Here is a 23,152-nt window from a genome sequence, read left to right as displayed (position 1 = left end):
TCTATATGCCAATTTACGCAGTAAAGACCACGGCAAGTCAGGAACGCACCGTCGCGGACATGATCATCAACCGCGAGGAACCGGAGATTCACGCCGTCCTCGCGCCCGACTCGCTGACGAGTTACGTCATGGTCGAGGCCGACGACCACCGAGTCATCAACCGCGTCTTGGAGGAGATTCCCCACGCGCGGAGCATGGTCCCCGGCGAGAGCAACATCTCCGAAGTGGAGCACTTCCTCTCCCCGACGCCGGACGTCGAAGGCATTGCGGAGGGCGACATCGTGGAACTCATCGCCGGACCGTTCAAAGGCGAGAAAGCGCAGGTCCAGCGCATCGACGAGGGCAAAGACCAGGTGACGGTCGAACTGTACGAGGCCACCGTCCCGATTCCGGTCACCGTGCGCGGGGACCAGATTCGCGTGCTCGACAGCGAAGAGCGGTAGCTCCTCTGACCCCGTGCTCCGGAAGAACTCCGTCCTTCCCCGACCCGACCTCGTGCTCCCGAAAACGAACCACGTCGGTTCGAGCGACCAGTACGTTTTTTACGCCTCGTAAACGACAGTTTTCTAACTTGGTAGCACGATGACCCGCTTCACCTCCTTCTGATTCGACGCCCGATTTCGGGTCGTACCGCCGCTCGACTACCCATCAGCGACAGCAACCGCACACGACGGACATCATGAATTCGATACCGACCAGAGACGAAATCGCAGAGGAGTACAAGTGGGACCTCTCGAACATCTTCGAATCGCCGGACGAGTGGAGCGCCGCGCTCGCCGAAACCGAATCGCTCGCCGGATCGCTCCGCGAGCGGGACCCGAGGAGCGCGGACGGCTTTCTCGACATCCTCACCGACCTCGAAACCCTCGTTCGACGGGAACAACGGCTCGGCCTCTACGTCCGACTTCGATGCAACGAGGACACTGGGGACCCCGACCGCGAGGAGCGGCGCGCCGAGTTCCGGTCGGTGTCGGACGACGTCGACCGGACGAAGACGGCGGTTCGGCGTCTGCTCCGGTCGTTCTCTCCCGAGCGAGTCGAAGAGTTCGTGCGCGAGAACGACGACCTCGCGGCGTTCCGGCGCTATCTCGACGACGCCGTACGGATGGACCGCCACGTTCGCTCGCCCGAAGTCGAGGAGGCCCTCACGACGCTGAATCACGACGTGCCCGAGGAAGTGTTCCGAGCGCTCGTCAATCGTGACTTCGAACCGCCGACCGTGGATGGCCCGGACGGGGAGTCCGTTCCGGTGACTCGGAACAGGCGGGCGAAACAACTCACATCGACGGACAGGGAGTTCAGACGCCGCGTGTACGAGGCGTATCGCGGCGAACTGATCGCGTCCAAACACGCGATCGCGACGGCGTACGCCGAGAAGGTGAAGACGCACTCGAACCGCGCGGCGGTGCGGAACTTCGACTCCGTTTGCGACCGAACGTTCAACAAACAGAGCTACCCCGAGACGGGGCTTCGGATCGACTTCCCGACGGACGCACACGACGCGCTCCTCGATGCGCTCCGGTCGAATCTCGGCCCGTACCACCGGTATCTCCGCCTCCGTCGTGACCGTCTCGGCGTGGGAGAGCTATGCCCGTGGGACACGGACGTCCCGCTCGCCGACGGAGAGGGGCCAGAAATCCCGTACGACGAGGCGCTCGACCATCTCCTCGCTGCCGTCGAACCGTTGGGCGAGGAGTACCGGAACCGCTTGGCGGGATTTCTGGACGACGGTCGAATCGACGTGTACGAAACCGAGGAGAAACGCTCCGACATCGTCGCGTACTGCCCGTCGTCGTACGACACCGGCGCGTACGTGCTGGCGAACTACGACGACGACGTGCGGTCCCTGTTCGTTTTGGCGCACGAACTCGGCCACGCGATGAACACGTCGTATCTGCGCGAGGCGCGCCGACCGCTGTACGCGACCACGCCGCGCCCCGTCGAGGAGGTTCCGAGCCTGCTTCACGAACTGTTACTCGCGCGGCACCTCATCGAGACCGGACGGTATCGAGAACACGTCTTCGACCGCCTCCTCGATACCGTCGGCGGCAACTTCTTCGGAGCGGGAATGTGGTCCGCGTTCACGCACGAAACCTACGAGGTGGTCGAAGGTGGTGGCACCCTCACCGCGGAGCGCCTCGACGGCATCTACGCCGATCTCCACGAGGAGTTCCATGCGCCGGTCGTCCCCGACGAGTACACCGCCTCTGGATGGCTCACCGGCAGTCACGCGCGGGAACCGTACCACTTCTACCAGTACGTCCTCGGCGTGGTGGGTGCCACCGTCGTCTTCGACCGACTCACCGACGGCACGCTGTCGCCCGAGGAGTACCGCGACTTCCTCCGCACCGGCGGTAAAACGAGAGCGGTCGAGACGTTCGCGGACCTCGGCATCGACGTTCGCGTCGCCGACCCGTACGACCGCGCGGCGTCCGTCTTCGAGGACTACGTGAACCGGTCGCCGTGGGCGTGAACGACGAACTCCAGCGCGTTGACGAGGTAGTGCGCGACGACGACCACGAGCAAACTCCCCGTCAGGACGAACGCGCTGGCGAGCACCGCGCCGAGCGTCCCGGTGACGAGTATTCCCGCCGGGCCTTGCGCCCCGTGGCCCGACGCGAAGGCGACCGACGAGGCGACGACGAGGAACCACGGCGAGATGCCGAACCCGACGGCGAAGGCGCCGACCAGCGAGGAACGGAACAGCAGTTCCTCGAACCCGGCGATTATCGGGAGGACGAGGACGAGCAGGACGACCCACCCCCCGAGCGAGTCGGGCGTGAGGAGTTCTCGAAGGCCGTCCTCGTAGTCGATGTCCAGCGCGTCCGCGGCGCGCTGGCCGAGTTCGTTCCCGACGTACAGCGCCACGCCGAGGACGATGCCGATGCCGAGTTGGGTGACGGTCACGCTCCCGAGACCGAGCGCGGCGGCAGGTATCGCGGCGAGTACGGCCGCCACGAGGAGGATCAGGCCGAACAGCCCCTGGCTGAACGCGACGTTGACCAGCAGCATACCGGGCGTGAACTCCTCCGCGGCGGATTCGGGGGTCGCCTCGTGGGCGACTTCGACGGTCCCGGTTGCGGGTTCGACGCTCGCAGTCGCCGTTTCGTCGTCGCGTGTATCGGAATCCGCCGGGACCGCGGATCCGAATTCGCGTGTGCGTGACGTCTCGTCACCCGAAGCACCCTCGTCCGCGGCGGGTTCCCTCCGTTTTCCGTGACCGAACCCGCGTCCGTTCGTGCGCGTTCCGGTCGTATCGACGGAAGCCACCGAATCGTAACCGTCGGTAGACGGTTTCACGTCGTCCGTTTCGTCCTCCCCGACGAACATCCCCTGCGAAGCGCGAGCGAGCGCGATCAGAACGAGGAGGACGACGAGCGTGACGGCGGCGAACGCGTTCCAGTTCGGCGAGGGCATTCGGGTTCCAATTCGGACGCCGGCAGTGAAAAGCTATCTACCGCGGCGGCGGGACCGGAGGGATGGCCGCCGCTCGGGAGCTGAAACCGAAGGAAAAACGAATTCTCGTCGTCGACGCTTACTGCGGGCTCGGACTGCTACCGGGCTGGGTGCCGCCGACCTTGCGGTCGAGGGCGTGACCGGTGATGTCCTTCAGCCGATTGATGAGGCTGTCCTTCTCGGATTCTCCCGTGAGCGCGACTTCGAGGACTTCGCTGATGTGCGAGACGGGGATGATTTCGACCATCTCCTCGTACTCTTCTTCTATCATCACGTCCTGCTCGTTGGCCTTCGGGATGATGACCGTCTCGACGCCCGCCTTCGCGGCGGCCTCGATTTTGTGCGTGACGCCGCCGACCGGGAGCACGTCGCCGCGGACCGACAGGGAGCCGGTCATGGCGATGCTCTGGTCGATGGGGATGTTCTCCAGCGCGCTGATGACCGCCGTGGCCATCGTCACCGACGCGGAGTCACCCTGGACACCTTCGTACGCCTGCACGTACTGGATGTGGATGTCCTTCTCCGAGATGTCCTCGTCACTGAACTTCTTGATGATGGCGCTGACGTTCTGGACCGCCTCCTCGGCGATGTCCTGCAGTTTCCCGGTGGCGATGACCTGACCGGGACCCTGCGACGGCGCGACTTCGGCCATGACGGGCATGACGATACCGCTGTCCTCGCCCATGACGGCCAGACCGTTCACGCGACCGACCACGTCGCCGGCGGAGACCGTGAGGTCATAGTCCTTCCGGCGCTCGATGTAGTCGTCCGCGATCTGTTGTTCGATGGAGCGCGAGCGCTGTTTGGCCTGCAACACGTGGTCGCGCGTGGTGTTCTCTGCGTCCTCGGCGCGAGCGATGTCGCCCGCGACACGGACCAGTCCACCGAGGTCACGCAGTTTCAGCGTGAGGTGGTCTTTCCGCATCGCACGGCGCTGGGCTTCGAGGATGACCTCCTCGACGGCCGTGTCCGTGAAGTGCGGAAGCCGACCGTCCTTTTCGACTTCCTGAGCGACGAAGCGCGCGTACTTGCGGCGCATCTCCGGCGTGTCGTCGATGGTGTCGTCCATGTAGACTTCGTACCCGTACCCCTTGATACGCGAACGGAGTGCCGGGTGCATGTTCTCCATCGCGTCGAGGTTCCCCGCCGCGACCATGACGAAGTCGGTCGGGACGGGTTCGGTGTGAACCATCGCGCCCGAGGAGCGCTCGGACTGGCCGGTGATGGAGAACTCGCCCTCCTGAATCGCCGTCATCAGCTTTTGCTGACTGCGGATGTCGAGCGTGTTGATCTCGTCCACGAACAACACGCCCTTGTTCGCCTTGTGGATGGCACCCGGTTCGACGCGGTCGTGGCTCGGCGTCTCCATTCCACCGGACTGGAACGGGTCGTGACGCACGTCACCGAGCAGGGCACCCGCGTGGGCACCCGTCGCGTCCTCGAAGGGGGCGCTGGTGACGTCGCTGTTGTTGACCAACAGGTTCGGAATCATCGCGTCGGAGCCACGCGACCCGTAGCGGAACGCGAGGTAGATGACACCGGCCGCGAGGATTCCGAGGAGCGGCTTTCCGGCGAGGAGGAGCGCGTACCCCACCACGATGGCGATGATGACCCACATCAAAAACGAGCGCATTTGGTTGCGCTTTCGGGCCTCCTCCTTGTGCGCCTCGATGATTTGTTCGCCCTTTCCGGCGGGAACCGTCCGAACCTTCGGTTCGTTCCCGTCGTCGGGGTTGTGATAGACGAGGACGTCTTGCAAGTCCTCCTTGGGGAGGAGTTGGCTCATCGCCTTCGCCAGCATCGATTTCCCGGTCCCGGGGGACCCGATCATCATGACGTGACGGCGCTGTTTCGCCGCCTTGAGGATGATGTCACGGGCGTGATCCTGTCCGATGACCTGATCGACCAGTCGGTCGGGGATTTCGACTTCTTCCGTGCTTTCTATCTCCAACCCACCCAGCAGATCGTCTTCGGAGATGTCGTCGGCGACCTTGGCGTCCACCTCGCTCCCAAGGCTATCGACGTCCATCTCTTTCTCGGCTTCCTGCTCCGATGGTGAAGCTTCGGTGTCGTTACTCATAGAATTCGTTCTGTGTAGTTGAAAACATGGCTGGCGAACTGATATACTTTCTCCCTACTCTCGACCCCGCACACTCCATTTCAGGCCGTCAAACTGTGGAATTGAAGGGATATAGCCATATCGTTCCCGGCGTCGAATACCGGATTCGAAACCGTTCGACCCGATTTTCGGCGAGGATGGACCGCTCGGACGGACGACTCGTCACCCTTATAAAAACGCTACACGACGGGTTCACCATGACCCGCGGGTTCTACATTGGGCGCTTCCAACCCTACCACAACGGCCACCACAACGTGATCGATACCATCGCCGAGGAGGTCGACGAACTCGTCCTCGGCATCGGAAGCGCGGGCGACTCACACAGCCGTCACGACCCGTTCACGGCTGGCGAACGAATCATGATGATAACCAAATCCCTCGTCGATTACGACCTCGTGACGTACGCCGTCCCCATCGAGGACTTGGACCGGAACTCCGTGTGGGTGAGCCACGTTCAGAGCATGAGTCCCGACTTCGACGTGGCCTACTCGAACAACCCCCTCGTGATCCGTCTGTTCGAGGAGGCGGGCGTCGAGGTTCGGCAGTCCCCGATGTTCAACCGCGACGTGTTGGAGGGAACCGAAGTCCGCGACCGGATGGTCGACGGCGGCGACTGGCAACGACTCGTTCCCGACCCGGTCGTCGAAGTGATCGAGGAAAGCGACGGCATCGACCGAATTCAACAGGTCAGCGACTCTGATTCGAACGGGATTTAGCTCCAACTCGGTTGGAGCGTAACCGATGCAAGCCTGCTTCGAAGCGTCCTGATCCATCGCAGCTCGTCCGAATTATTTTATTCTTTATAACCTGATAATAAGGAAAACTTACATCAACTCGGTTGCGAACTATCCCTATAACCGTAGGTGAGTTGCCAGATGATAACGTTAACTTCAGACTTCGGAACGCCATACCCGGCGGCGATGAAGGGCGTGTTGCTCCAGCACACCGACGCCCGTCTCGTCGACATCGGCCACGACTTCCCGCGACAGGACGTTCGAACGACCGCCTTTTGGCTTCGCGAGGTGCTTCCGTACTTCCCGCCCGCCGTCCACCTCGTAGTGGTGGACCCCGGCGTCGGCACTGACCGCGCGGCACTCGTGGTTCGCGCGGGCGACCACGCCCTCGTCGGACCGGACAACGGCGTCTTGCTTCCCGTCGCCCGCGAACTGGCCGACGACGACCCCGAGGTGTTCCGAATCGCGGTCGAAGACCCGGACAGCGCGACGTTCCACGGGCGAGACGTGTTCGCGCCCGCCGCCGCCCGCGTCCACGAAGCGGGCGTGGACGCGCTCGAAACGCTCGAAGATGTGGTCCCGACGGACGAGTTCGAGGACCTCGGCTTTCCCGACCCAACCGTTCAGGACGGGTCCGCGACCGGAGAAATCCTCGCCGTGGACGGCTTCGGGAACGCCATCACGAACGTTCCCGGCGAGTTCCTGAACGAGGCGGACGAGGTCGAGATAAACGGTATACTCGGCCCCGTCGAACCGTCCTACGCCCACGTCGACCCGGGCGAACGCCTCGTGACGGTCGGCAGTCACGGCAACGTCGAACTCGCGGTCAATCAAGGGCGCGGCGACGAGGCGTTCGACGGCGTCGCTGCCGGCGACGAAGTCCGTCTCGATAGCCGACCGAAACGGTGAATCCGATTCGGTCGACCTCTTTCCCATGGAGACGACCCGCCACTTCACCGCGACGACGTACGTCGTCCACGACGGCGAGTGTTTGCTTCACGACCACGACCGACTGGACATGCTCCTCCCGCCGGGTGGCCACCTCGACCGGGACGAACTCCCGCGTGAGGCCGCCGTGCGCGAAGTCCGCGAGGAGACGGGTCTCGACGTGACGCTGCTCGAACCGGAGACGGGCGTCACCGCCGATTTCGGCCGGGAACTTCCCTCCGCGGAACACACCATGCTGTACGACGTGGACGTTTTCAACGGAGCGGTCGCCCACCAGCACATCGACTTCGTCTACTACGGCGAGGCGGCGGACCGAACGCTCGCGCCCGACGACGGCGAACGCGCGATCGACCGTTGGCGCTGGTTTTCGCCCGACGACCTCCGGACACACGACGGTCTGACCGAGGAGGTCGTCGCGCTCGGCATCGAAGCCATCGAGTGCGTCCGATCCGAACGCCGAAACCGGGATTAAGAGGTATATAATAAGGTCTATCCGGTGAATCGGGTGATTCATGAGCATCATGGACCGCCTGTTCGGTACCGACGACGACCTCCGACCGTCCTTCGTCTGTACCGGGTGTGGCAAGGCATTCGATGGCGAGCGGAAACTCTGTCCGGACTGCGGCAGCGAGCAGGTCGTCACACCCCGTCCACGATGACACGTCAGTTCGATTTCGCAGTCATTATTTCTGAATAACTGGAACGTGACAGAAGAGAAGACCTCTCTGTCGGCGTTTTTCGGCGGTTAGGCGGCGTATAATAATATCAGCCCTGCTGTTCTAACAGTTCGAGAATGGGATTTGTCAGTCGAGTCGGTCTAAAATTGGAGCACGCGGACTTGACACGGTTCGAGTGTAAATCGTGCGGTGCGTCGTACGAACTCGATCGACAGGCGTGTATCGACTGTGGCGGTCACTGCATCGGATATAGCGATTTCTGGCTTCGACGAGAGCTTCTCCTGAAGGCGTCGAACGAGCGACGGCGCTGAACGCGTGAAAACGCATCGTTCCACACACGTTCCGAAATCAGTCCAGCCGTGAGCGAACGTACTTCGTCACGTGGTCGTCCATCCGGCGCTTGTACCCCGCCCGTCGCGCCAGTCGGTCGAGTTCCCGCGCCACGAGACTGCCGTACTGCACCGCCTTTTTGTCCCTCGTCGCGACCTCCTTCGGGACGAATTCGCGCGCCGCGTTCCTGAACGTCGATTTCCGAACGCCATCCGAGACGAGCATCGTGCCCGGAAGGCGGAGCGCCGCCCGCACGACTCGGTCGTCGAGGAGTGGCGCGACCGGTTCGACCCCGGCGGCTCGAAGGGTCAACACGTCCCGCGGCAACTGTTCCGGGAGCGTGCGAATCGTTTCGCGAACCGCACCGCGTACCGTTTCCGCTTCGACGCGGTGGTCCGCGCGGGCGACTTTCTCGTAACCGCCGAACAGTTCGTCCGCGCCTTGCCCCACTGCGAGTCGGTCGTGGCCGTCCGCGCGTGCCCGCTCGGCGGTCAGGTAGAGCGGGAGCGCGATTTGGACGTCCATCGCGTTGGTTCGGCCGATGGCACGGGCGACTTCGGGGACCGCGCGTTCGATGTCCTCGTGCGTTATCTCGACGACGCGGATTTCACGGTTCATGAGTTCGGCGGCGGTTCGCGCGGCGTCCACGTCGTGACTGCCGGCGTACCCGGCGACGTACAGCGGACGGTCGAAGGCGCTCCCGACCACGGCGGAATCGACGCCGCCGGAGAACGCGACGGCGAGACCCTCGGCGGGTACCGACTCCAAGCTGGCTTCGATGGCCGTCCGAACCGCCGAAATCGCCGTTTTTTCGTCCTCGAACGGCGACGAGTCGGGGAGCGTCCACAGTCGCTCGTCGTCCTCCTCGGTTCGCCCGTAGCCCGCGGGAACCGGGACGGGGGTATCGAGTTCGGTGGGGTCGTGACTCCATGTCCTCGCATCGGTTTCCTCGGAGAACAGCGGATAGCGACCCAACACGTCGCGGACGAGCGTCCCGTCGAGTTCGCCGGCGAATCCCGTGCCGCCCGGCAGCGGATCGTTCGTTTCGACCGCGCGCCGAACGTCCTCGGGTGAAAGCCCTTGCATCAGCCGAAGTACTGTCCGACGCGGTTGACGACGCGGCGTTTCGCACCGCCCGCGGCCTGCCGGAAACTGATACGCCACGGCGTTCGTTTCCCGTTGACCTCGGTTCGGCCGTCGACGATAGCGCCGAGGATGGCTCGCTTGTCGTGGGTTTTCACGTCGATCTTCGTCACCGCCTGTCCGACCATCTCGCTGATGTGAGCGTCGCTCCCGGCAGTCATCGGGACGCCCTGGTCGCTAGCGAACGACCTCGCCTTTCGATTTCCACGCCCCGTCAACAGGCGCGAGTTGTACACCTCGATAGCGTCGGCTTCCGCGAGCTTTTTCCCGGTGATGTTCGCGGCGACGCCGCTGCGCGATTTCTGAAACGGGTGGGGGACGATGGCGACGCCGCCCTGCTCCCGAATTTTGTCGAGCGTCTCGCCGAACGAGAGGCCCGGCGGGATGCGCTCTTCGATACCCAATCCGAGAACGTGCCCCGCACGGGACGTGATCTCCATGCCGGGGATGCCGACCAGCCCGTATTCTGGGGCGAGTTTCGCGGCCTCGAGGCTCGCGTCGATTTCGTCGTGGTCGGTAACGGCGATGGCGTCCAAATCGACTGCTTTGGCTTGCTCCAGTAGCAGTTCGATGGGGTCACGGCCATCGTGGGAAAGTGCGGAATGACAATGCAACTCGACCGATAGCACGGGCGAACGTTGGCAGTACGCCGGGAAAAGCAACTCGGTCCGCGGACGGGTGTCGCGCTCGTCATCGTGACACGTGGTAGTCGGGAGGAATACCGACTCGCGACGCTCTTCAAACAAACGGTGATAGCGAACCGGAGTGAACGGTTATGAGAACGACTGAGTACCCAGCAGGTACGGTTTCCGCGCATGAATACGGGCGATGGAGGCAACATCGCCCGTCGAGTGGGTGGTGGGTGAAAACGGTCACTCGCGTTTCATGCAATCATAGGCATCGATATTGTTCGGCTGACAGTCCGTCTCTTATCGTTCCCCTCCTTCTGGACCTTTCATAGCAGTTCATACCATTGCCGACAAAGTATTTAGCTATTGTGGTGGAATTGGGCAGTAAGGAGGACGGAAGAATTTCGTAAGCGAAAAAAGGAACAGTAATTGGCTAAAATATGAGTTAAAATTGTATGTTCATATGATTCTTGATTGCCCCGTGTCGGTACCCCTCCGAAGCATCCGGGCGTGGTTGCTGTCGCGCGGTTGCTCACGCTGGAGGCCGAGAGGGGGACACGGTGCCAGTCGGGTACCGTCATAGAAACCTGCGCTCGAAAACGGATGTTCTACCACTTGAAGCTTCCAAACGGACCCCATCGGCGGACGTCCCACCGTTCATCTCCGACGAGCACAACGGTTTCTCTCGCGGCCGTAAATCACGATGCGTTTCGCGTCGCCGCTCTCGCGCTCGCCGGCTCCTTACGCGATGGGCCACCAACTCCGGAGATATCTATTTTTATTGTGTTATGTCCGAGTGGCTGTATGAAAGGAGTTTGCAGAAAGCTTTTACCGGAATGTGCTCACCAAGTAGTTATATGGTCAACAAGATAGGGCACGAGACTTTCACCGAGAGAATCATTTTGAAGACGCTCACGTTTTCAGTGACGCCGCTCGTCGTCATGCTGGTTGCGACTGGCCTCCTGTTCAAAGGTCGGTTCACAGCCGCGAGCCACTGGGTTGCGCACGACTGGCGCGAACCGCTGTAACGGTGTGGATCCATGCGGCTTGAATGAGCAAGCACCACATTCAGGCCCCTTCTATTCCTACGACGGTACGTCGAAGGGGTGCTGTATTACATCCACAAGGCCCCTTCGCCTCTGACATTCCTCGCGCTTCCGATCCTACCGCTTCGAGAGTGTTCTACGCTCCGTTTCCTGCCGTGAGTCGGAGTAACGTAACTCGCGAGGGTATCGTCCGCGTGGTCGAAAGTTCCCCCTCCGACGAGCGTGAGACGACCACGATCGAGTCACGGTGAGACGTCGGTACCGTCGTTTCAACGTCGTCGCTCGTTTCTTCATTCGTGACAGCGCTCGTCTTCGTCCCCGTGACGGTGGCGAGAGACGGTTGCGTTTCGACGGTCGTTCCCACGGACGTCGGTATCATCCTCGGAGTCGCGTTATACACAGGGCTTCAGTCAGTCGCACGAAACCCACCACGTTCGTGCATATGGAAAGGCATTAATCCGCCCTGTTTGTACAGCAGGGTGAATGAGTTTGTCCGAGTCCGACCGAGAGTTGGTCGTGGCAGAACTCGGCCGCGACCCGACGCCGGCCGAGGAAGCGCTGTTCGAGAACCTCTGGAGTGAACACTGTGCGTATCGGTCGTCGCGTCCCCTGCTGTCCGCGTTCGAATCCGAGAGCGAGGAGGTCGTCATCGGACCGGGTGACGACGCGGCGGTTGTTTCGTTGGATGAGTCAACGTACATCACGATGGGTATCGAGAGCCACAACCACCCCTCCTACGTGGACCCGTACGACGGCGCGGCGACGGGCGTCGGCGGCATCGTCCGCGACACGCTGTCGATGGGCGCGTACCCCATCGCGCTCGCCGATAGCCTCTACTTCGGTGGCTTCGACCGCGAACACTCCCGCTACCTGCTGGAAGGGGTCGTCGAGGGCATCGCCGATTACGGCAACTCCATCGGCGTGCCGACCGTGACCGGAAGCACGCAGTTCCACCCCGACTACGAGGGGAACCCGCTCGTCAACGTGGCCTGCGTCGGACTGCTTCCCGCCGAGCGCCTCATCACGGCCGAAGCGCAGACGCCGGGCAACAAACTGCTCCTCGTCGGCAACTCGACGGGGCGGGACGGACTGGGCGGCGCGAGTTTCGCCAGCGAGGACCTCGCCGAGGACGCGGAGACGGAGGACCGCCCGGCGGTACAGGTCGGCGACCCGTACACTGAAAAACTCCTCATCGAGGCGAACGAGGAACTCGTGGACGGCGGACTCGTCGAATCCGCTCGGGACCTCGGCGCGGCGGGCCTCGGCGGCGCGTCGAGCGAATTGGTGGCCAAGGGCGGTCTCGGGGCCGACATCGAACTCGACCGCGTCCACCAGCGCGAACCGAACATGAACGCGCTGGAGATCCTGCTCGCGGAATCGCAGGAACGCATGGTCTACGAAGTTCGTCCCGGGAACGTGGCTGCGGTGGCCGACATCGCCGAGAAGTACGACCTCGGATGCACCGTCATCGGCGACGTGACCGACGGCAACTACGTCTGTGAGTTCGACGGCGAAATCGTCGTGGACGTGCCCGCCGAGTTCATCGGCGACGGCGCGCCGATGAACGATCTCCCGTCGGAAACGCCGACCCAACCCGACCGCGACCTGCCGGAAACGGACGTCCGCGAGGCGTTCGAAGCGGTCGTCGGGTCACCCAACTGCGCGAGCAAGTCGTGGGTGTACCGCCAGTACGACCACGAGGTTCAGACGCGTACGTCGGTCCTGCCCGGCGACGATTCGGCCGTCCTCGCGATCCGGCGGGCGGGACTCGGCCTCGCGTTCTCCTCCGGCGCGAACCCGAACTGGACGACGGCCGCACCCTACGACGGTGCCCGCGCGGTCGCACTCGAAAACGCGACGAACCTCGCGGCCAAGGGCGCGACGCCGCTCGCCGCGGTCGATTGCCTGAACGGCGGCAACCCGGAGAAACCCGACGTGTACGGCGGGTTCAAGGGTATCGTGGACGGCCTCGCCGACATGTGTTCCGCTCTCGGCGTTCCCGTCGTCGGCGGGAACGTCTCGCTGTACAACGACTCGCCGAGCGGCCCGATTCCGCCGACGCCGACGCTGGCGATGACGGGCACCACCGAAGAGTACGACGCGCCGCCCACTGAACTCGCGGGCGACGGAACCGTGCTGCTCGTCGGCGAACCCGCCGCCGAACTCGGCGGTTCCGAGTACCTCGCGCAGGTCGGCGGTACCGACCGCTTCCCCGCGCTTCCCGACAACGCCGCGGAACTCCTCGGCGGACTCCGAGCGGTCGCCGCGCAGGACGGCACGCTCGCGGTCCACGACGTGAGCGACGGCGGCCTCGCGGTGACGCTCGCCGAGATGGTTTCGGAGGATGCGGGCGCGGTCGTCTCGCTCGAAGACGTCGGAGACGCCGACGCCGCCCATATCACCGAATCGCTGTTCAGCGAACTCCCCGGCCGCGCGGTGGTCGAGACGAACGACCCGGACGCGGTGGTCGAGGCGCTGGACGGCGTCGCTCCCGTCACCGAACTCGGCGAGGCGAACGGTTCGGGAACGCTCCGAATCGACCTCGACGGTGAGGAACTTCGATACTCGGCGAGCGAAATCGCGGACCTCCGTGACGTCCTCGTTCGGGAACTCGAATAGGGAATCGCGGTCGCTCGGTCGCTGTTTCTCGATTCGAAAGTGGAACGGGACGGGATGGGGATCTCCGCGTCCGTCTCCGCTCGTTGGACGGGTCGTTCCGATTCGCTAGAAATGCTCATCGCTCCTCGTCTATCGCCTCGAAAACGGAATTCGACCCCTCAGAGCAACAGTGGAACGCCGACCACGACGGCGAGACCGATGACGAGGACGACGAATCCGGTCGTCACCTGTCCCATCGTGAACTCCTGCATCGGGGAGGTCAGTCGCGACATTCCGTCCGTGTGCTGTACCGGGTCGGTGTCTTCTTGCATGGTTGCAGTTCTGCGTGCGCGGTACTTCGATGTATCGGTGTTCGGGGCGATGTGATATAGTCCGCGGTATCTTTCGAAACCTTCGCTCCGGATACGTTGGTTGTGCTTTCTCTACGACGAGTACAGACGTCACATGACCGCACCGTTACCGCGACAGCCACACCCTCCCCAACCGATTCGTTCCGTTCGCATCGCTCACTTCACTCATCCCTCGCACGCTTCAGCGAGGCGACGCGGCCGAGCGTGACCGCGTCGCCTCGCCAGCGCGCGCCACAGTGAAACTCTGAAACCTCGAATCCCCGATGTCGCTGGAACCGTCTCGTCGTTTGTTCGCAACGGTTTCCAGTAACCCGACTCCTTTTGCCACCCGGTTCCCAACCCACACCCAATGACGCTCACGAAGCGGATAATCCCGTGCATCGACGTGGATTTGGACGACGACGGGAACCCGGCGGTGTACACCGGTGTCAACTTCGAGGACCTGAAGTACACCGGCGACCCGGTGGAGATGGCCCGGCAGTACAACGAGGCGGGCGCGGACGAGTTCGTCTTCCTCGACATCACAGCCAGCGCCGACGGCCGCGAGACGATGCTTTCCGTTGTCTCCGAGGTGGCCGACGAGGTGTTCATCCCGCTCACCGTCGGCGGCGGGATTCGGACGCGAGAGGACATCAAGGAAACCCTCCGGGCGGGGGCGGATAAGGTATCAATCAACACCGCCGCGCTGGAGCGCCCCGAACTCGTCACCGAGGGCGCGACGGCGTTCGGCAACCAGTGTATCGTCATCAGCGTCGACGCCCGACGGCGGTTCGACGAGGCGGGCGAACACTACGAAGAGGTGGACGGCGAGTCCTGCTGGTTCGAATGTACGGTCAAGGGCGGCCGCGAGGGAACCGGCATCGACGTGGTCGAATGGGCGAGGGAGGCCGAATCGCGCGGCGCGGGCGAGCTGTTCGTCAACTCCATCGACGCCGACGGGACGAAGGATGGCTACGACGTCCCGCTGACGAAGGCCGTCTGCGACTCGGTTTCGACGCCCGTCATCGCCTCCTCGGGATGCGGCGGGCCGGAGGACGCCTACGAGGTGTTCGCCGACGCGAACGCGGACGCGGCGCTCGCGGCGTCCATCTTCCACTTCGGCGAGTATTCGATTCGGGAGGTAAAGGAGTACCTCGCGGAGCGGGACGTGCCGGTTCGATTGTAGTCAACCACTCACGCTCGAAGACGAGTTCGACGCATCCCGGCGCTCAGACGGAGTACGTCTCGTAGAGCGCGGCCACTCCGCCGAGAGCGAGGACGATCCAGTAGCTCGCGATGCGATACACGAGCGCGATGGCGGCCGCGGTGTCCGCCGTCTCCGGTGTGAGGGCGACGAGGAGCGCCACGATGGTGACTTCGATACTTCCGAGACCGCCGGGGGTGGGGACGATTCCGGCGACCGTGCTCGCCGGAACGACGAACAGGACGACGAGCGGGTCGAGGGTGACGCCGAACGTCAACCCCGCCAAGTAGAGCGGAAGGATGAAAAACACCCACCCACCGTAGGCGTACGGGAGCGTTCGCCTGACCGCCGTCGGATGGGTTCGAATCTCGTCGATTCCGAGGAAGAACTCCCGGATTCGTTCACGGACGGATTCCATCTCGACGCGAGAAGTGCGGGCAGCGATCGGTTCGAGGAGGCGGCTCACGAACCGTTCGACGAACTCCCGTTTCTGCCATCCCGCGTACACGACCGCCGGAACGACGACCGCTAATCCGGCCATCCCGGCGACGAGGTAGTTCGCCAGTCCGGAAATGTCGGTTCGGACCGCGAGGGAAACACCGCCCACGATATCGAAGGAGAAGAACGGAAACAGGTTGAGGAGGTCGGCGGTGACGACGCCCGCGAGGCTCTCCTGAAAGGTCGCGCGCTCGTCGGACGACAGGACGAGCGCGATAAACGGCCCTCCTCCGGCCTTGCCGAACGGGGTCGCGTAATCGGCGAACGTCGCCGCGAAGTAGATGACGACGAGTGACCGAAGCGGGATTCGAACGCCGACGGTCGAGAGGATGATGTCCCACGCTTTCGACCAGACGACGAGGCCGACGACGCTCGACGCGCACGCGACGACTATCCACCGCCAGTCGGCCCTCGCGAACGTCCGCCGTATCGCTTCCCATCCGATGACGCGACCGAACAGGTAGAGCAGTAATCCGGCGACGAGGAAGCCGACGAGTGCCTTTGCGACCGTGCGACGCTCTATCGAAGTACCCGTTTCTGACATACGTCATCCCGTTTCGGTTCGTTCACCGCACCGCCGGTTCGCGAGGCACTAGTCGGGTCGCACGGTTGTGTCTGTCGGCGTCGAAACCGTTCGACCGGGTGAGAATCAGGCCGCAGATTCGAACGCCTCGCGGAAGGCGTTCGTCTTGTCTTTGACGTTCTGTGCTCCGGCCTCCAACGCGTCGAGGGGGTCGACGCCGTCCTCGGTCTTGATGGTGAGGAGCGGGTCGGTCTGGCCGCCCGACTGTTCGGGGTTCAGGTCGTACGTCGCCGCTGCGACGCCCTCGGTTTCGAGGAGTGCACCCTTCAGCACGTTCATGAAGGTGTGGTCTTCGCCCCCGATTTCGATCCGGAGTTCCGTATCGCTCTTCTCGATAACCCGCAGTTCCATACCCCCGAATTCTCCGTTGTCGCGTTTCAATCTTGCGAAGCGCGTATTTTCGCGTTCGCGGGGATGGCCGAGGCGGTCACTCGGGAATGGGATAAAAAAGAGAACGTAACGGAGTCGCGGTTAGAACTGCATCTCCGCGCCGACGTACAGCACGACGACGAGGAAGATCCAGACCACGTCCACGAAGTGCCAGTACATCGAGACGGTCGACACGGAGACGTGGCGGTCCGCCGAGTACTGTCCGGTGAGCGCACGAACGAAGACGATGCCGATGAGTACCGCACCCATCGAAACGTGCAGGCCGTGCAGACCGGTCAGGCCGAAGAACGCGCTGTTGAAGATGCCGCCCGTGAAGGTGAAGTGGTCGTGGACGATGAACTCGTAGTACTCGTACACCTGCCCGCCGATGAACACGATTCCGAGGAGGAGCGTCGCGCCGAGTCCGGCGATGAAGCGGCTGCGGTTGTTCTTTCGCAGTTCGACGTGCGCCCAGTGGAGCGTGATGCTGCTCGCGACCAGCAACGCCGTGTTGGCGATGACGAGCGAGCCGACGAGGTCGGGCATTTCTGCACCCGTCGGGGGCCACGTCCCCGCGCGGATGAAGAAGTAGTAGACGAACCCGGCCCCGAACGTCGCGATTTCGGACCCGAGGAACGATATCATTCCCCAGCGGAGCGCGTTCGAACCCGCTTCGTGGGTGTCCCTGCTCCAGAAGTGTTTGACGAATGCGTGATACAACCAGCCGTACAGTCCGACGAGGAAGACCAGGGCGCTGGCGATGAACACCGCGGGACCGATGGTCGGCCCGACGAGCGGTTCGGAACCGCGTCCAAGGATGAACAGTGCGGCACCGACGTAGAACCCTGCCCCGCCTATCGCGGTGATGAAGGGCCACCACGACGCCTCGCCGAAGCCTTTCGGCCAGTCTTCGACGGCCGGGAGGTGATGGCCGTGCTCCTCTGTCGAATCGTCCGTTACCGTCATACAGAGACGGTTACTGCCCGACTACTAAAAATGCACCCAAAGGCGCTCGGCGGAAGCGGGAGAGAGACTCCGCTAAGGGAGTATCGAAACGAGAGAAAAGCGGTCTCAGGCCGACGTGCTGTTGCCGCCCGAGGTGCTGTTACCCGACGTGCCGTTCGAACTGCCGCCCGACGAGTTCTCCTGTTGCTGTTGTTTCAGCCACTTTTTGTACTCCTCGTTGGAGACGACTTTGATCTTACTCAGCATGTTGGAGTGACCGACACCACAGTACTCCGCACAGTAGACTTGGTAGGTGCCCGTCTCAGTGAGCTTCGTCTTGAGAGTGTGATGCTGGTTCGGGATGGCGTCCTGTTTCAACCCGAGTTCCGGGACGTGGAACGAGTGAATCCAGTCCTTCGACGTGACGTTGAAATATACCGGTCTTCCCGTCGGAACGACGAGTTCGGAGGATCCCGTTATGTTGTGGTCGGGATAGTTGTAGGTCCAGACGTAGCGCTGGCCGACGACGTCCACGTTGACGGCGTTCGCTTCCTGATTCATCGCGTCCTGTGGCGTCGTCGTGATGTACTGGTTCGCCATCACACCGTAGGAGGCGTAACCGACGAAAAGGAGGACGATTGCGGTGGCGACCGTCCACGTGATTTCGAGGCGTCGGTTCTCCTTCGTGGGGAGGGGTTCGTCGTTGTTGCGGAACTTCAGCACGGTGTAGATGAGGATACCCTCAACGAGCACCGCGATGGGAATTCCTGCGTACAGCAACTGTCCGTTCAGCGTTTGAATCAGGCGTTCAGTCGTCGAACTGTACGCCGCCACAGGGTCGACGGCGACCGCGAGGAGCGTCGCGCCGAGCGCCGCGACGAACGCTATCCGCTTGGAATCCATATTGACCTAGGCTTCGGAAGAGACCCATAAATATGTGCTGTCTTCGTCGTCGCCGAAAGTCGGATGGTCTAAGTACGCGGGCACACAAATCGTCAAACAACGGTGCCATTGCAGGACTCCTCATCAGGACGGTTCGAACGTACACTGACAGCGACCGCAGTCGGCGTGTACCTGTTGATCGTCGTCGGTGCGACGACGTCGCTCGTCAACGCCGCGTCGGCGTGTTCGACGTGGCCCGCCTGCAACGGCCATTGGCTCGTTCCGCTCACCGACCCGAAACTCCTCATCGCGTGGACGCACCGCGCCGTCGCGCTCGTCGTCGGCCTGTGTCTTCTCGCGACGGCTGCATTGGCGCTCCTTGGGGATTTACGACCACGCGTGAAGGCCACCGTCGGCTTCGCCGCCGTCCTCTATCCGGTGCAGGTCGTGTTGGGTGCGTATGCGGCGACGACGGCGACGACGGCTTCGTTCACCGCCGTCCACCTCGTCGTCGGAATGGCCATCTTCGTCGGCGTCGTCCTCGCGCTCGCGTGGACGCTCGAACCCGAAGCGAACGGCGACCCGGTCGGCATGAGCTTCACGGACCCGGAACCGGTCGACGCGTCGGGCACGACCGGAGAACTCTCGGGTATCCGTGCGACGGCTTTCGCCTACTTCCGTCTGATGAAACCGCGGCTGATGTGGCTGCTCTGTCTCGTCGCTTCCGCCGGAATGGCGCTCGCGGCGGGACCGAACCTGGAAGTGGGTACCGTCGTCGCGACGCTCGCGGGCGGCGTCCTCTCCATCGGCGCGAGTGGGACGTTCAACCACGTCCTCGAACGCGACGTGGACCAGCGGATGAATCGCACCGCCGACCGCCCGGCCGCGACGGCGCAGATCCCCGTCCGGAACGCCATCGCCTTCGGCGTCCTGTTGGCCGTCGCGTCGCTGGCCGTCTTCCTCTCGGTGAACCTGCTCGTCGCCGTGTTCGGCCTGTTCGCCATCGTGTTCTACAGCGTGATTTACACGCTCATCCTGAAGCCGAACACGGTACAGAACACCGTCATCGGCGGCTTGGCGGGGTCGCTTCCGGCGCTCATCGGGTGGGCCGCCGTGACGGACGGCGTCGGCCTGCCCGCGTTGGTGCTGGCCGGGGTCATCTTCCTGTGGACGCCCGCCCACTTCTACAACCTCGCGCTGGCGTACAAGGACGACTACGCACGCGGCGGGTTCCCGATGATGCCCGTCGTCCGCGGCGAGGCCGAAACCCGCAAACACATCCTGCTCTGGCTCGGCGCGACGCTCCTCGCGGCGGGCGCGCTCGCCACGGTAACGACCCTGGGATGGCTGTATGCCGTCACGACCGTCGTCTTCGGCGCGGTCTTCCTCGTGGCAGTCGTGAAACTGCACCGCGAACGCGACGATACGGCGGCGTTCCGCTCGTTCCACGCGTCGAACGCCTACCTCGGTGCGCTCCTCGTCGCCATCGTCGTCGATGCACTCGTACTATGAGCACCGGTTTCGCACGATACCGACCGACCGGCGAATCGCTGCTGTGGGGAGCCGTCGTGCTGAACGCGGAACTGTTCGCGCTGTTGCTCTACTTCGCCATCTCGAACTACTCGGGCGGCGAACTGCGCTACCTGTTGTACCCGTTTATCTGGATAAACGTCGCCCTCCTCGCAGTGGTGAAGACGAATCCCGTCGCCCGGAACGACCGCGATAGGCTGATCGGACTCGTTCTCGCGTCGGGGTACTTCCTGCTGGTCGCCTACTTCGGCGGCCTGTTCGGTCCCGCCCACTCGATGCCCGGCATGCCCGCGAGCGGCCTCCGAATCGCGTGGCTTCCGCCCGGATGGGGGCCAGCGCTCCTCTTTCACAACGGCCTCGTTCGGGTGTCGCTCATGCCGTTCAAGGTGGTCGGCTATCTGGCGCTCGCGTACCTCGTGTACGCGACCATCCTCGACGCGGCGGGGTCCGCAATTTCCGGCCTCCTCGGCCTGTTCTCGTGTGTGAGCTGTTCGTGGCCCATCGTGGCGTCGCTCGTCACCGGCGTCGCGGGCGCCGGGTCGGGACTCGCCGCCACGGTTTCGTCCGGGTCCTACGACATCTCCACCGTCGTCTTCGTCGTCACCGTCGCGCTGCTGTACTGGCGGCCGACGATTCGATGATAAAGACGACACTCGGGGATCGCTCCACTCGATAGCCGACGCATCGGGGACGTCGTTTCGACCGAGCTACGGAGCTCCGTGCGGAAACGCGCTGCTTTCGTTCACTCGTTTTCCGCCTTGTCGTAACCCCACGTGATCTGCTTCGCGGTAGTCGAATCGAACCTCTTACCTAGGCACGGCGAGAAGTTTCTGGCATGTCCGACGCACTCGTCGCCGAGAACGTTCGGAAGGAGTACGGCGATACCGTCGCATTGGACGGCGTCTCACTCTCGGTCGGCGCGGGCGAGGTGTTCGCGCTCATCGGGCCGAACGGTGCGGGCAAGACAACACTCATCCGGTCCCTGACTGGGACGACGACTCCCGGCGGCGGGACCGTCTCAGTCCTCGGTGTTCCGCCCGGTACCGTGGACAAATCACGGGTCGGCCTGCTTCCGCAGTCGTTCGACCCGCCGGCCCGCCTCTCGGCGCGGGAACTCGTCGCGTACTACGCGGGCTTATACGACGGTGCCCGCGACCCGGACGAAGCGCTCGCGGACGTGGGGCTTTCCGACACCGGCGATACGTGGTACGAGAACCTCTCGGGAGGACAGCAACGTCGGGTGTGCGTGGCCGCGACGCTGGTCAACGACCCCGATATCCTGTTTCTGGACGAACCGACGACGGGAATCGATCCGGCGGGACGCCGCTCGCTCTGGTCGCTCGTCGAGGATCTCGCGGCGGGCGGAACGACGGTGTTTCTGACGACCCACTACATGGCCGAGGCGGAGCGACTGGCCGACCGGGTCGGCCTCCTCGCGGACGGAAAAATCGTCGCCGTCGGGACGCCCGACGCGCTCATCGGCGAACACGGCGGCGAGAGTCGCCTCGTCGTGGAGACGGCGACACCTCGTGCCTCCGTCGAAATGGGGTACACGGTCGAGGAGACCGAATCCGGGTTGGTCTTCGACGGCGTGACGCCCGCCGACATCGGCGACGTCGTCGCGGATTTGAACTCGCGCGGCGTGGAGTACGAGGCGCTGACGTGGAGCGAACCCGACTTGGAGGACGTGTACCTCCGACTGACGGGGGCATCCATCGGGCCAGAGACGACGCGACGCGCCGGCGAGGCCGCGATCGCCGGGGGTGACCGATGACGACGGTCGGTCGCGTTCGTTCGGAGGCCGGTGCGGCGTGGCGGTCGTTCCTCCGCCGCCGCACGGCGGTCTTCTTCACGTTCTTCTTCCCGGTCATCCTCATCCTCATCTTCGCGGTGTTGGTGCAGACGAACCCGGGGTCCGGTGGTTCAGGCGGCCTGTTCTCGAAACCGGCGGCGTACTACCTGCCGGGCTACCTCGCCGTCGTCGTGCTGTTCACGCCGCTGTCGCGCGTGGGGAGTTCGGTGTCCCGTCACCGCGAATCCAACCGGTTCGAGAAACTGGCGACGACGCCGCTCACCCGCGCCGAGTGGTTGCTCGCGCACACGCTCGTCAACGTCGTCATCATCGGGTTGGCGGGCATCATCATCCTCGCGCTCATGGCGCTGGTGACGAACGCGGGCGTCTCGTTCGGCGCGTTGCCCCTCGTCGCGGTGTTCATCGCGCTCGCCGTCGGGTTGTTCTGCGGCCTCGGGGCGCTCCTCGGCAGTTTCGCCGGGTCTGCGGACGGCGTCATCGCCGCCAGCAACGCCATCGCCCTGCCGCTCCTCTTCCTCTCGGACACGTTCGTCACGCCGGACCTCCTGCCGTCGTGGTTCCAACCGGTGATGAACCTCTCGCCGCTCACCTACTTCGCACGCGGCGTGCGGATACTGACCTACTCCGGCGGGTCGAGCGGCGGCGACTTGGTGGTTCTCGCGGTGCTCGCGGTGGCGTTCTTCCTCGCCGGGGCGTACGCGATTCCCGAGACGGACTGAGCGTATCGTATTAGCTATTCTACACGACCACAACGAATATTAGCGACCGGAAAGAACCCGCGGTATGGTCAATCGTCCCTCCCCGGAGTCGAAGTTACGCCGCTGGCATCGACTCGTCGAACACTACACGCCGGACGGCGCGCTCGGACGCTTGCTCCTCTCGATGGGTTTCGGGTCGCTTAGCGTGTTCTTCTTCGGAACTGCCTTCGCCAGCCTGAGTAATACCGGACTGTTCGGAATTTTCCTCTTCTTCCCGTTCCTCATGTCGATAAGTTTAGGTGCCCTGCTGTTGACCGTCGCCGTCCTGTGGCCGGTGTACCTCTCGCTCATCGGGAACGTGGAGTCGGCACGGGCGTATCCCGAATCGTCGGTCTCGTCGTCCTCGACGTCCGTATCGTCCGGGAACCACGACGAGCAGGACGACGCCGTGGAGATACTGAAACGGAAGTACGCCGCCGGAAAGGTCTCCGAGTCGGAGTTCGAACGCCGACTCGAAACGCTCCTCGGAACGGAGGAATTCACTTCGCGCTTCGACGGGCGAAGCCGCGAACTGGAGCGAAATTAGCGGAGAGGGAGTTC

At 63.5% G+C, this 23,152-nt stretch carries 25 protein-coding genes; 15 read left to right on the top strand and 10 right to left on the bottom strand.

All coding sequences use genetic code 11. The features are described from left to right. The first annotated feature begins 5 nt into the window (after nt 1-5). Nucleotides 6-443, top strand: a complete 438-nt coding sequence (locus ACGYLY_RS08740) for a transcription elongation factor Spt5 (RefSeq protein ID WP_007981573.1) — start codon at nt 6-8, stop codon at nt 441-443. A 236-nt stretch (nt 444-679) separates the two neighbouring features. Next, nucleotides 680-2,473 carry a M3 family oligoendopeptidase gene (locus ACGYLY_RS08735; protein ID WP_395282045.1) on the top strand — a complete coding sequence of 598 codons (1,794 nt, stop codon included), beginning with the start codon at nt 680-682 and terminating at the stop codon, nt 2,471-2,473. Here ACGYLY_RS08735 and ACGYLY_RS08730 read toward each other — a convergent pair. Further along, nucleotides 2,446-3,417, bottom strand: coding sequence for a type II CAAX prenyl endopeptidase Rce1 family protein (locus ACGYLY_RS08730; RefSeq protein WP_395282046.1), 972 nt, complete (start codon nt 3,415-3,417; stop codon nt 2,446-2,448). The genes ACGYLY_RS08735 and ACGYLY_RS08730 overlap by 28 nt on opposite strands. Before the next feature lie 118 nt (nt 3,418-3,535). Continuing rightward, nucleotides 3,536-5,536, bottom strand: coding sequence for an ATP-dependent protease LonB (lonB, locus tag ACGYLY_RS08725; protein WP_395282047.1), 2,001 nt, complete (start codon nt 5,534-5,536; stop codon nt 3,536-3,538). 236 nt (nt 5,537-5,772) lie between these two features. On the opposite strand from lonB, the gene ACGYLY_RS08720 reads away from it, so the two are divergent. The 5 genes from ACGYLY_RS08720 (at nt 5,773) to ACGYLY_RS08700 (ending at nt 8,245) form a co-directional block, all read left to right on the top strand. Then, nucleotides 5,773-6,291 (top strand): nicotinamide-nucleotide adenylyltransferase, encoded by a 519-nt coding sequence (locus ACGYLY_RS08720; protein ID WP_395282049.1) that lies wholly within the window; start codon nt 5,773-5,775, stop codon nt 6,289-6,291. Between the two features lie 159 nt (nt 6,292-6,450). After that, nucleotides 6,451-7,218, top strand: coding sequence for an S-adenosyl-l-methionine hydroxide adenosyltransferase family protein (locus ACGYLY_RS08715; RefSeq protein WP_395282050.1), 768 nt, complete (start codon nt 6,451-6,453; stop codon nt 7,216-7,218). A 25-nt stretch (nt 7,219-7,243) separates the two neighbouring features. Next, the gene (locus ACGYLY_RS08710; RefSeq protein ID WP_395282051.1) at nt 7,244-7,729 is read left to right on the top strand and encodes an NUDIX hydrolase; all 486 of its coding nucleotides are present in this window, start codon (nt 7,244-7,246) and stop codon (nt 7,727-7,729) included. Between the two features lie 40 nt (nt 7,730-7,769). After that, nucleotides 7,770-7,916, top strand: a complete 147-nt coding sequence (locus ACGYLY_RS08705) for a hypothetical protein (protein ID WP_395282052.1) — start codon at nt 7,770-7,772, stop codon at nt 7,914-7,916. A 179-nt stretch (nt 7,917-8,095) separates the two neighbouring features. Then, nucleotides 8,096-8,245 (top strand): hypothetical protein, encoded by a 150-nt coding sequence (locus ACGYLY_RS08700; protein WP_395282054.1) that lies wholly within the window; start codon nt 8,096-8,098, stop codon nt 8,243-8,245. A 37-nt stretch (nt 8,246-8,282) separates the two neighbouring features. Here ACGYLY_RS08700 and ACGYLY_RS08695 read toward each other — a convergent pair whose 3' ends face one another. Both ACGYLY_RS08695 and ACGYLY_RS08690 read right to left on the bottom strand, forming a co-directional pair. Further along, nucleotides 8,283-9,350: an asparagine synthase C-terminal domain-containing protein gene (locus ACGYLY_RS08695; protein WP_395282056.1), complete on the bottom strand. Its 1,068-nt coding sequence runs from the start codon at nt 9,348-9,350 to the stop codon at nt 8,283-8,285. Then, a complete protein-coding gene (locus tag ACGYLY_RS08690) occupies nt 9,350-10,036 on the bottom strand; it encodes a PHP domain-containing protein (RefSeq protein ID WP_395282057.1) in 687 nt (228 codons plus the stop codon). The genes ACGYLY_RS08695 and ACGYLY_RS08690 overlap by 1 nt, the downstream gene beginning before the upstream one ends. Before the next feature lie 857 nt (nt 10,037-10,893). Between ACGYLY_RS08690 and ACGYLY_RS08685 the strand changes: the two genes are divergently transcribed. Further along, a complete protein-coding gene (locus tag ACGYLY_RS08685; protein ID WP_395282059.1) occupies nt 10,894-11,064 on the top strand; it encodes a hypothetical protein in 171 nt (56 codons plus the stop codon). A gap of 154 nt (nt 11,065-11,218) precedes the next feature. On the opposite strand, the gene ACGYLY_RS08680 is transcribed toward ACGYLY_RS08685, so the two are convergent. Next, a complete protein-coding gene (locus tag ACGYLY_RS08680; RefSeq protein ID WP_395282060.1) occupies nt 11,219-11,446 on the bottom strand; it encodes a hypothetical protein in 228 nt (75 codons plus the stop codon). Between the two features lie 119 nt (nt 11,447-11,565). Here ACGYLY_RS08680 and purL point away from each other — a divergent pair, with 119 nt between their 5' ends. After that, entirely contained in the window at nt 11,566-13,701 is a 2,136-nt protein-coding gene (gene purL / locus ACGYLY_RS08675; RefSeq protein ID WP_395282062.1) for a phosphoribosylformylglycinamidine synthase subunit PurL, read from the top strand. A 158-nt stretch (nt 13,702-13,859) separates the two neighbouring features. Here purL and ACGYLY_RS08670 read toward each other — a convergent pair whose 3' ends face one another. Continuing rightward, the gene (locus tag ACGYLY_RS08670) at nt 13,860-14,012 is read right to left on the bottom strand and encodes a hypothetical protein (protein WP_231184059.1); all 153 of its coding nucleotides are present in this window, start codon (nt 14,010-14,012) and stop codon (nt 13,860-13,862) included. A 388-nt stretch (nt 14,013-14,400) separates the two neighbouring features. On the opposite strand from ACGYLY_RS08670, the gene hisF reads away from it, so the two are divergent. Then, the gene (gene hisF / locus ACGYLY_RS08665; protein ID WP_395282063.1) at nt 14,401-15,216 is read left to right on the top strand and encodes an imidazole glycerol phosphate synthase subunit HisF; all 816 of its coding nucleotides are present in this window, start codon (nt 14,401-14,403) and stop codon (nt 15,214-15,216) included. A gap of 43 nt (nt 15,217-15,259) precedes the next feature. Here hisF and ACGYLY_RS08660 read toward each other — a convergent pair whose 3' ends face one another. The 4 genes from ACGYLY_RS08660 to coxB all read right to left on the bottom strand — a co-directional run bounded on the left by ACGYLY_RS08660 (nt 15,260) and on the right by coxB (nt 18,532). Next, nucleotides 15,260-16,276, bottom strand: a complete 1,017-nt coding sequence (locus ACGYLY_RS08660; protein WP_395282064.1) for a lysylphosphatidylglycerol synthase transmembrane domain-containing protein — start codon at nt 16,274-16,276, stop codon at nt 15,260-15,262. A gap of 105 nt (nt 16,277-16,381) precedes the next feature. After that, a complete protein-coding gene (locus ACGYLY_RS08655; RefSeq protein WP_395282066.1) occupies nt 16,382-16,666 on the bottom strand; it encodes a DNA-directed RNA polymerase subunit L in 285 nt (94 codons plus the stop codon). Nucleotides 16,667-16,786: 120 nt separating this feature from the next. After that, on the bottom strand, nt 16,787-17,650 hold the full coding sequence (locus ACGYLY_RS08650) for a heme-copper oxidase subunit III (RefSeq protein ID WP_395282067.1): 864 nt from the start codon (nt 17,648-17,650) through the stop codon (nt 16,787-16,789). A 105-nt stretch (nt 17,651-17,755) separates the two neighbouring features. Beyond that, on the bottom strand, nt 17,756-18,532 hold the full coding sequence (gene coxB / locus ACGYLY_RS08645) for a cytochrome c oxidase subunit II (protein ID WP_231184055.1): 777 nt from the start codon (nt 18,530-18,532) through the stop codon (nt 17,756-17,758). A 108-nt stretch (nt 18,533-18,640) separates the two neighbouring features. Between coxB and cyoE the strand changes: the two genes are divergently transcribed. The 5 genes from cyoE (at nt 18,641) to ACGYLY_RS08620 (ending at nt 23,138) form a co-directional block, all read left to right on the top strand. Then, nucleotides 18,641-20,023, top strand: a complete 1,383-nt coding sequence (cyoE, locus tag ACGYLY_RS08640) for a heme o synthase (protein WP_395284133.1) — start codon at nt 18,641-18,643, stop codon at nt 20,021-20,023. Next, complete coding sequence (locus ACGYLY_RS08635; RefSeq protein ID WP_395282068.1) at nt 20,020-20,682, top strand: hypothetical protein; 663 nt, start codon at nt 20,020-20,022, stop codon at nt 20,680-20,682. The genes cyoE and ACGYLY_RS08635 overlap by 4 nt, the downstream gene beginning before the upstream one ends. Before the next feature lie 194 nt (nt 20,683-20,876). Next, nucleotides 20,877-21,815 (top strand): ABC transporter ATP-binding protein, encoded by a 939-nt coding sequence (locus ACGYLY_RS08630; protein WP_395282069.1) that lies wholly within the window; start codon nt 20,877-20,879, stop codon nt 21,813-21,815. Next, complete coding sequence (locus ACGYLY_RS08625; protein ID WP_231184051.1) at nt 21,812-22,573, top strand: ABC transporter permease; 762 nt, start codon at nt 21,812-21,814, stop codon at nt 22,571-22,573. The genes ACGYLY_RS08630 and ACGYLY_RS08625 overlap by 4 nt, the downstream gene beginning before the upstream one ends. A 64-nt stretch (nt 22,574-22,637) precedes the next feature. Beyond that, a complete protein-coding gene (locus ACGYLY_RS08620; RefSeq protein WP_395282072.1) occupies nt 22,638-23,138 on the top strand; it encodes an SHOCT domain-containing protein in 501 nt (166 codons plus the stop codon). The last annotated feature ends 14 nt before the right edge of the window (nt 23,139-23,152 follow it).

It is taken from the genome of Haladaptatus sp. CMAA 1909 (assembly GCF_043952005.1).
Classification (GTDB): Archaea; Halobacteriota; Halobacteria; order Halobacteriales; family Haladaptataceae; genus Haladaptatus.
This window is presented reverse-complemented; position numbering and strand designations above follow the sequence as displayed.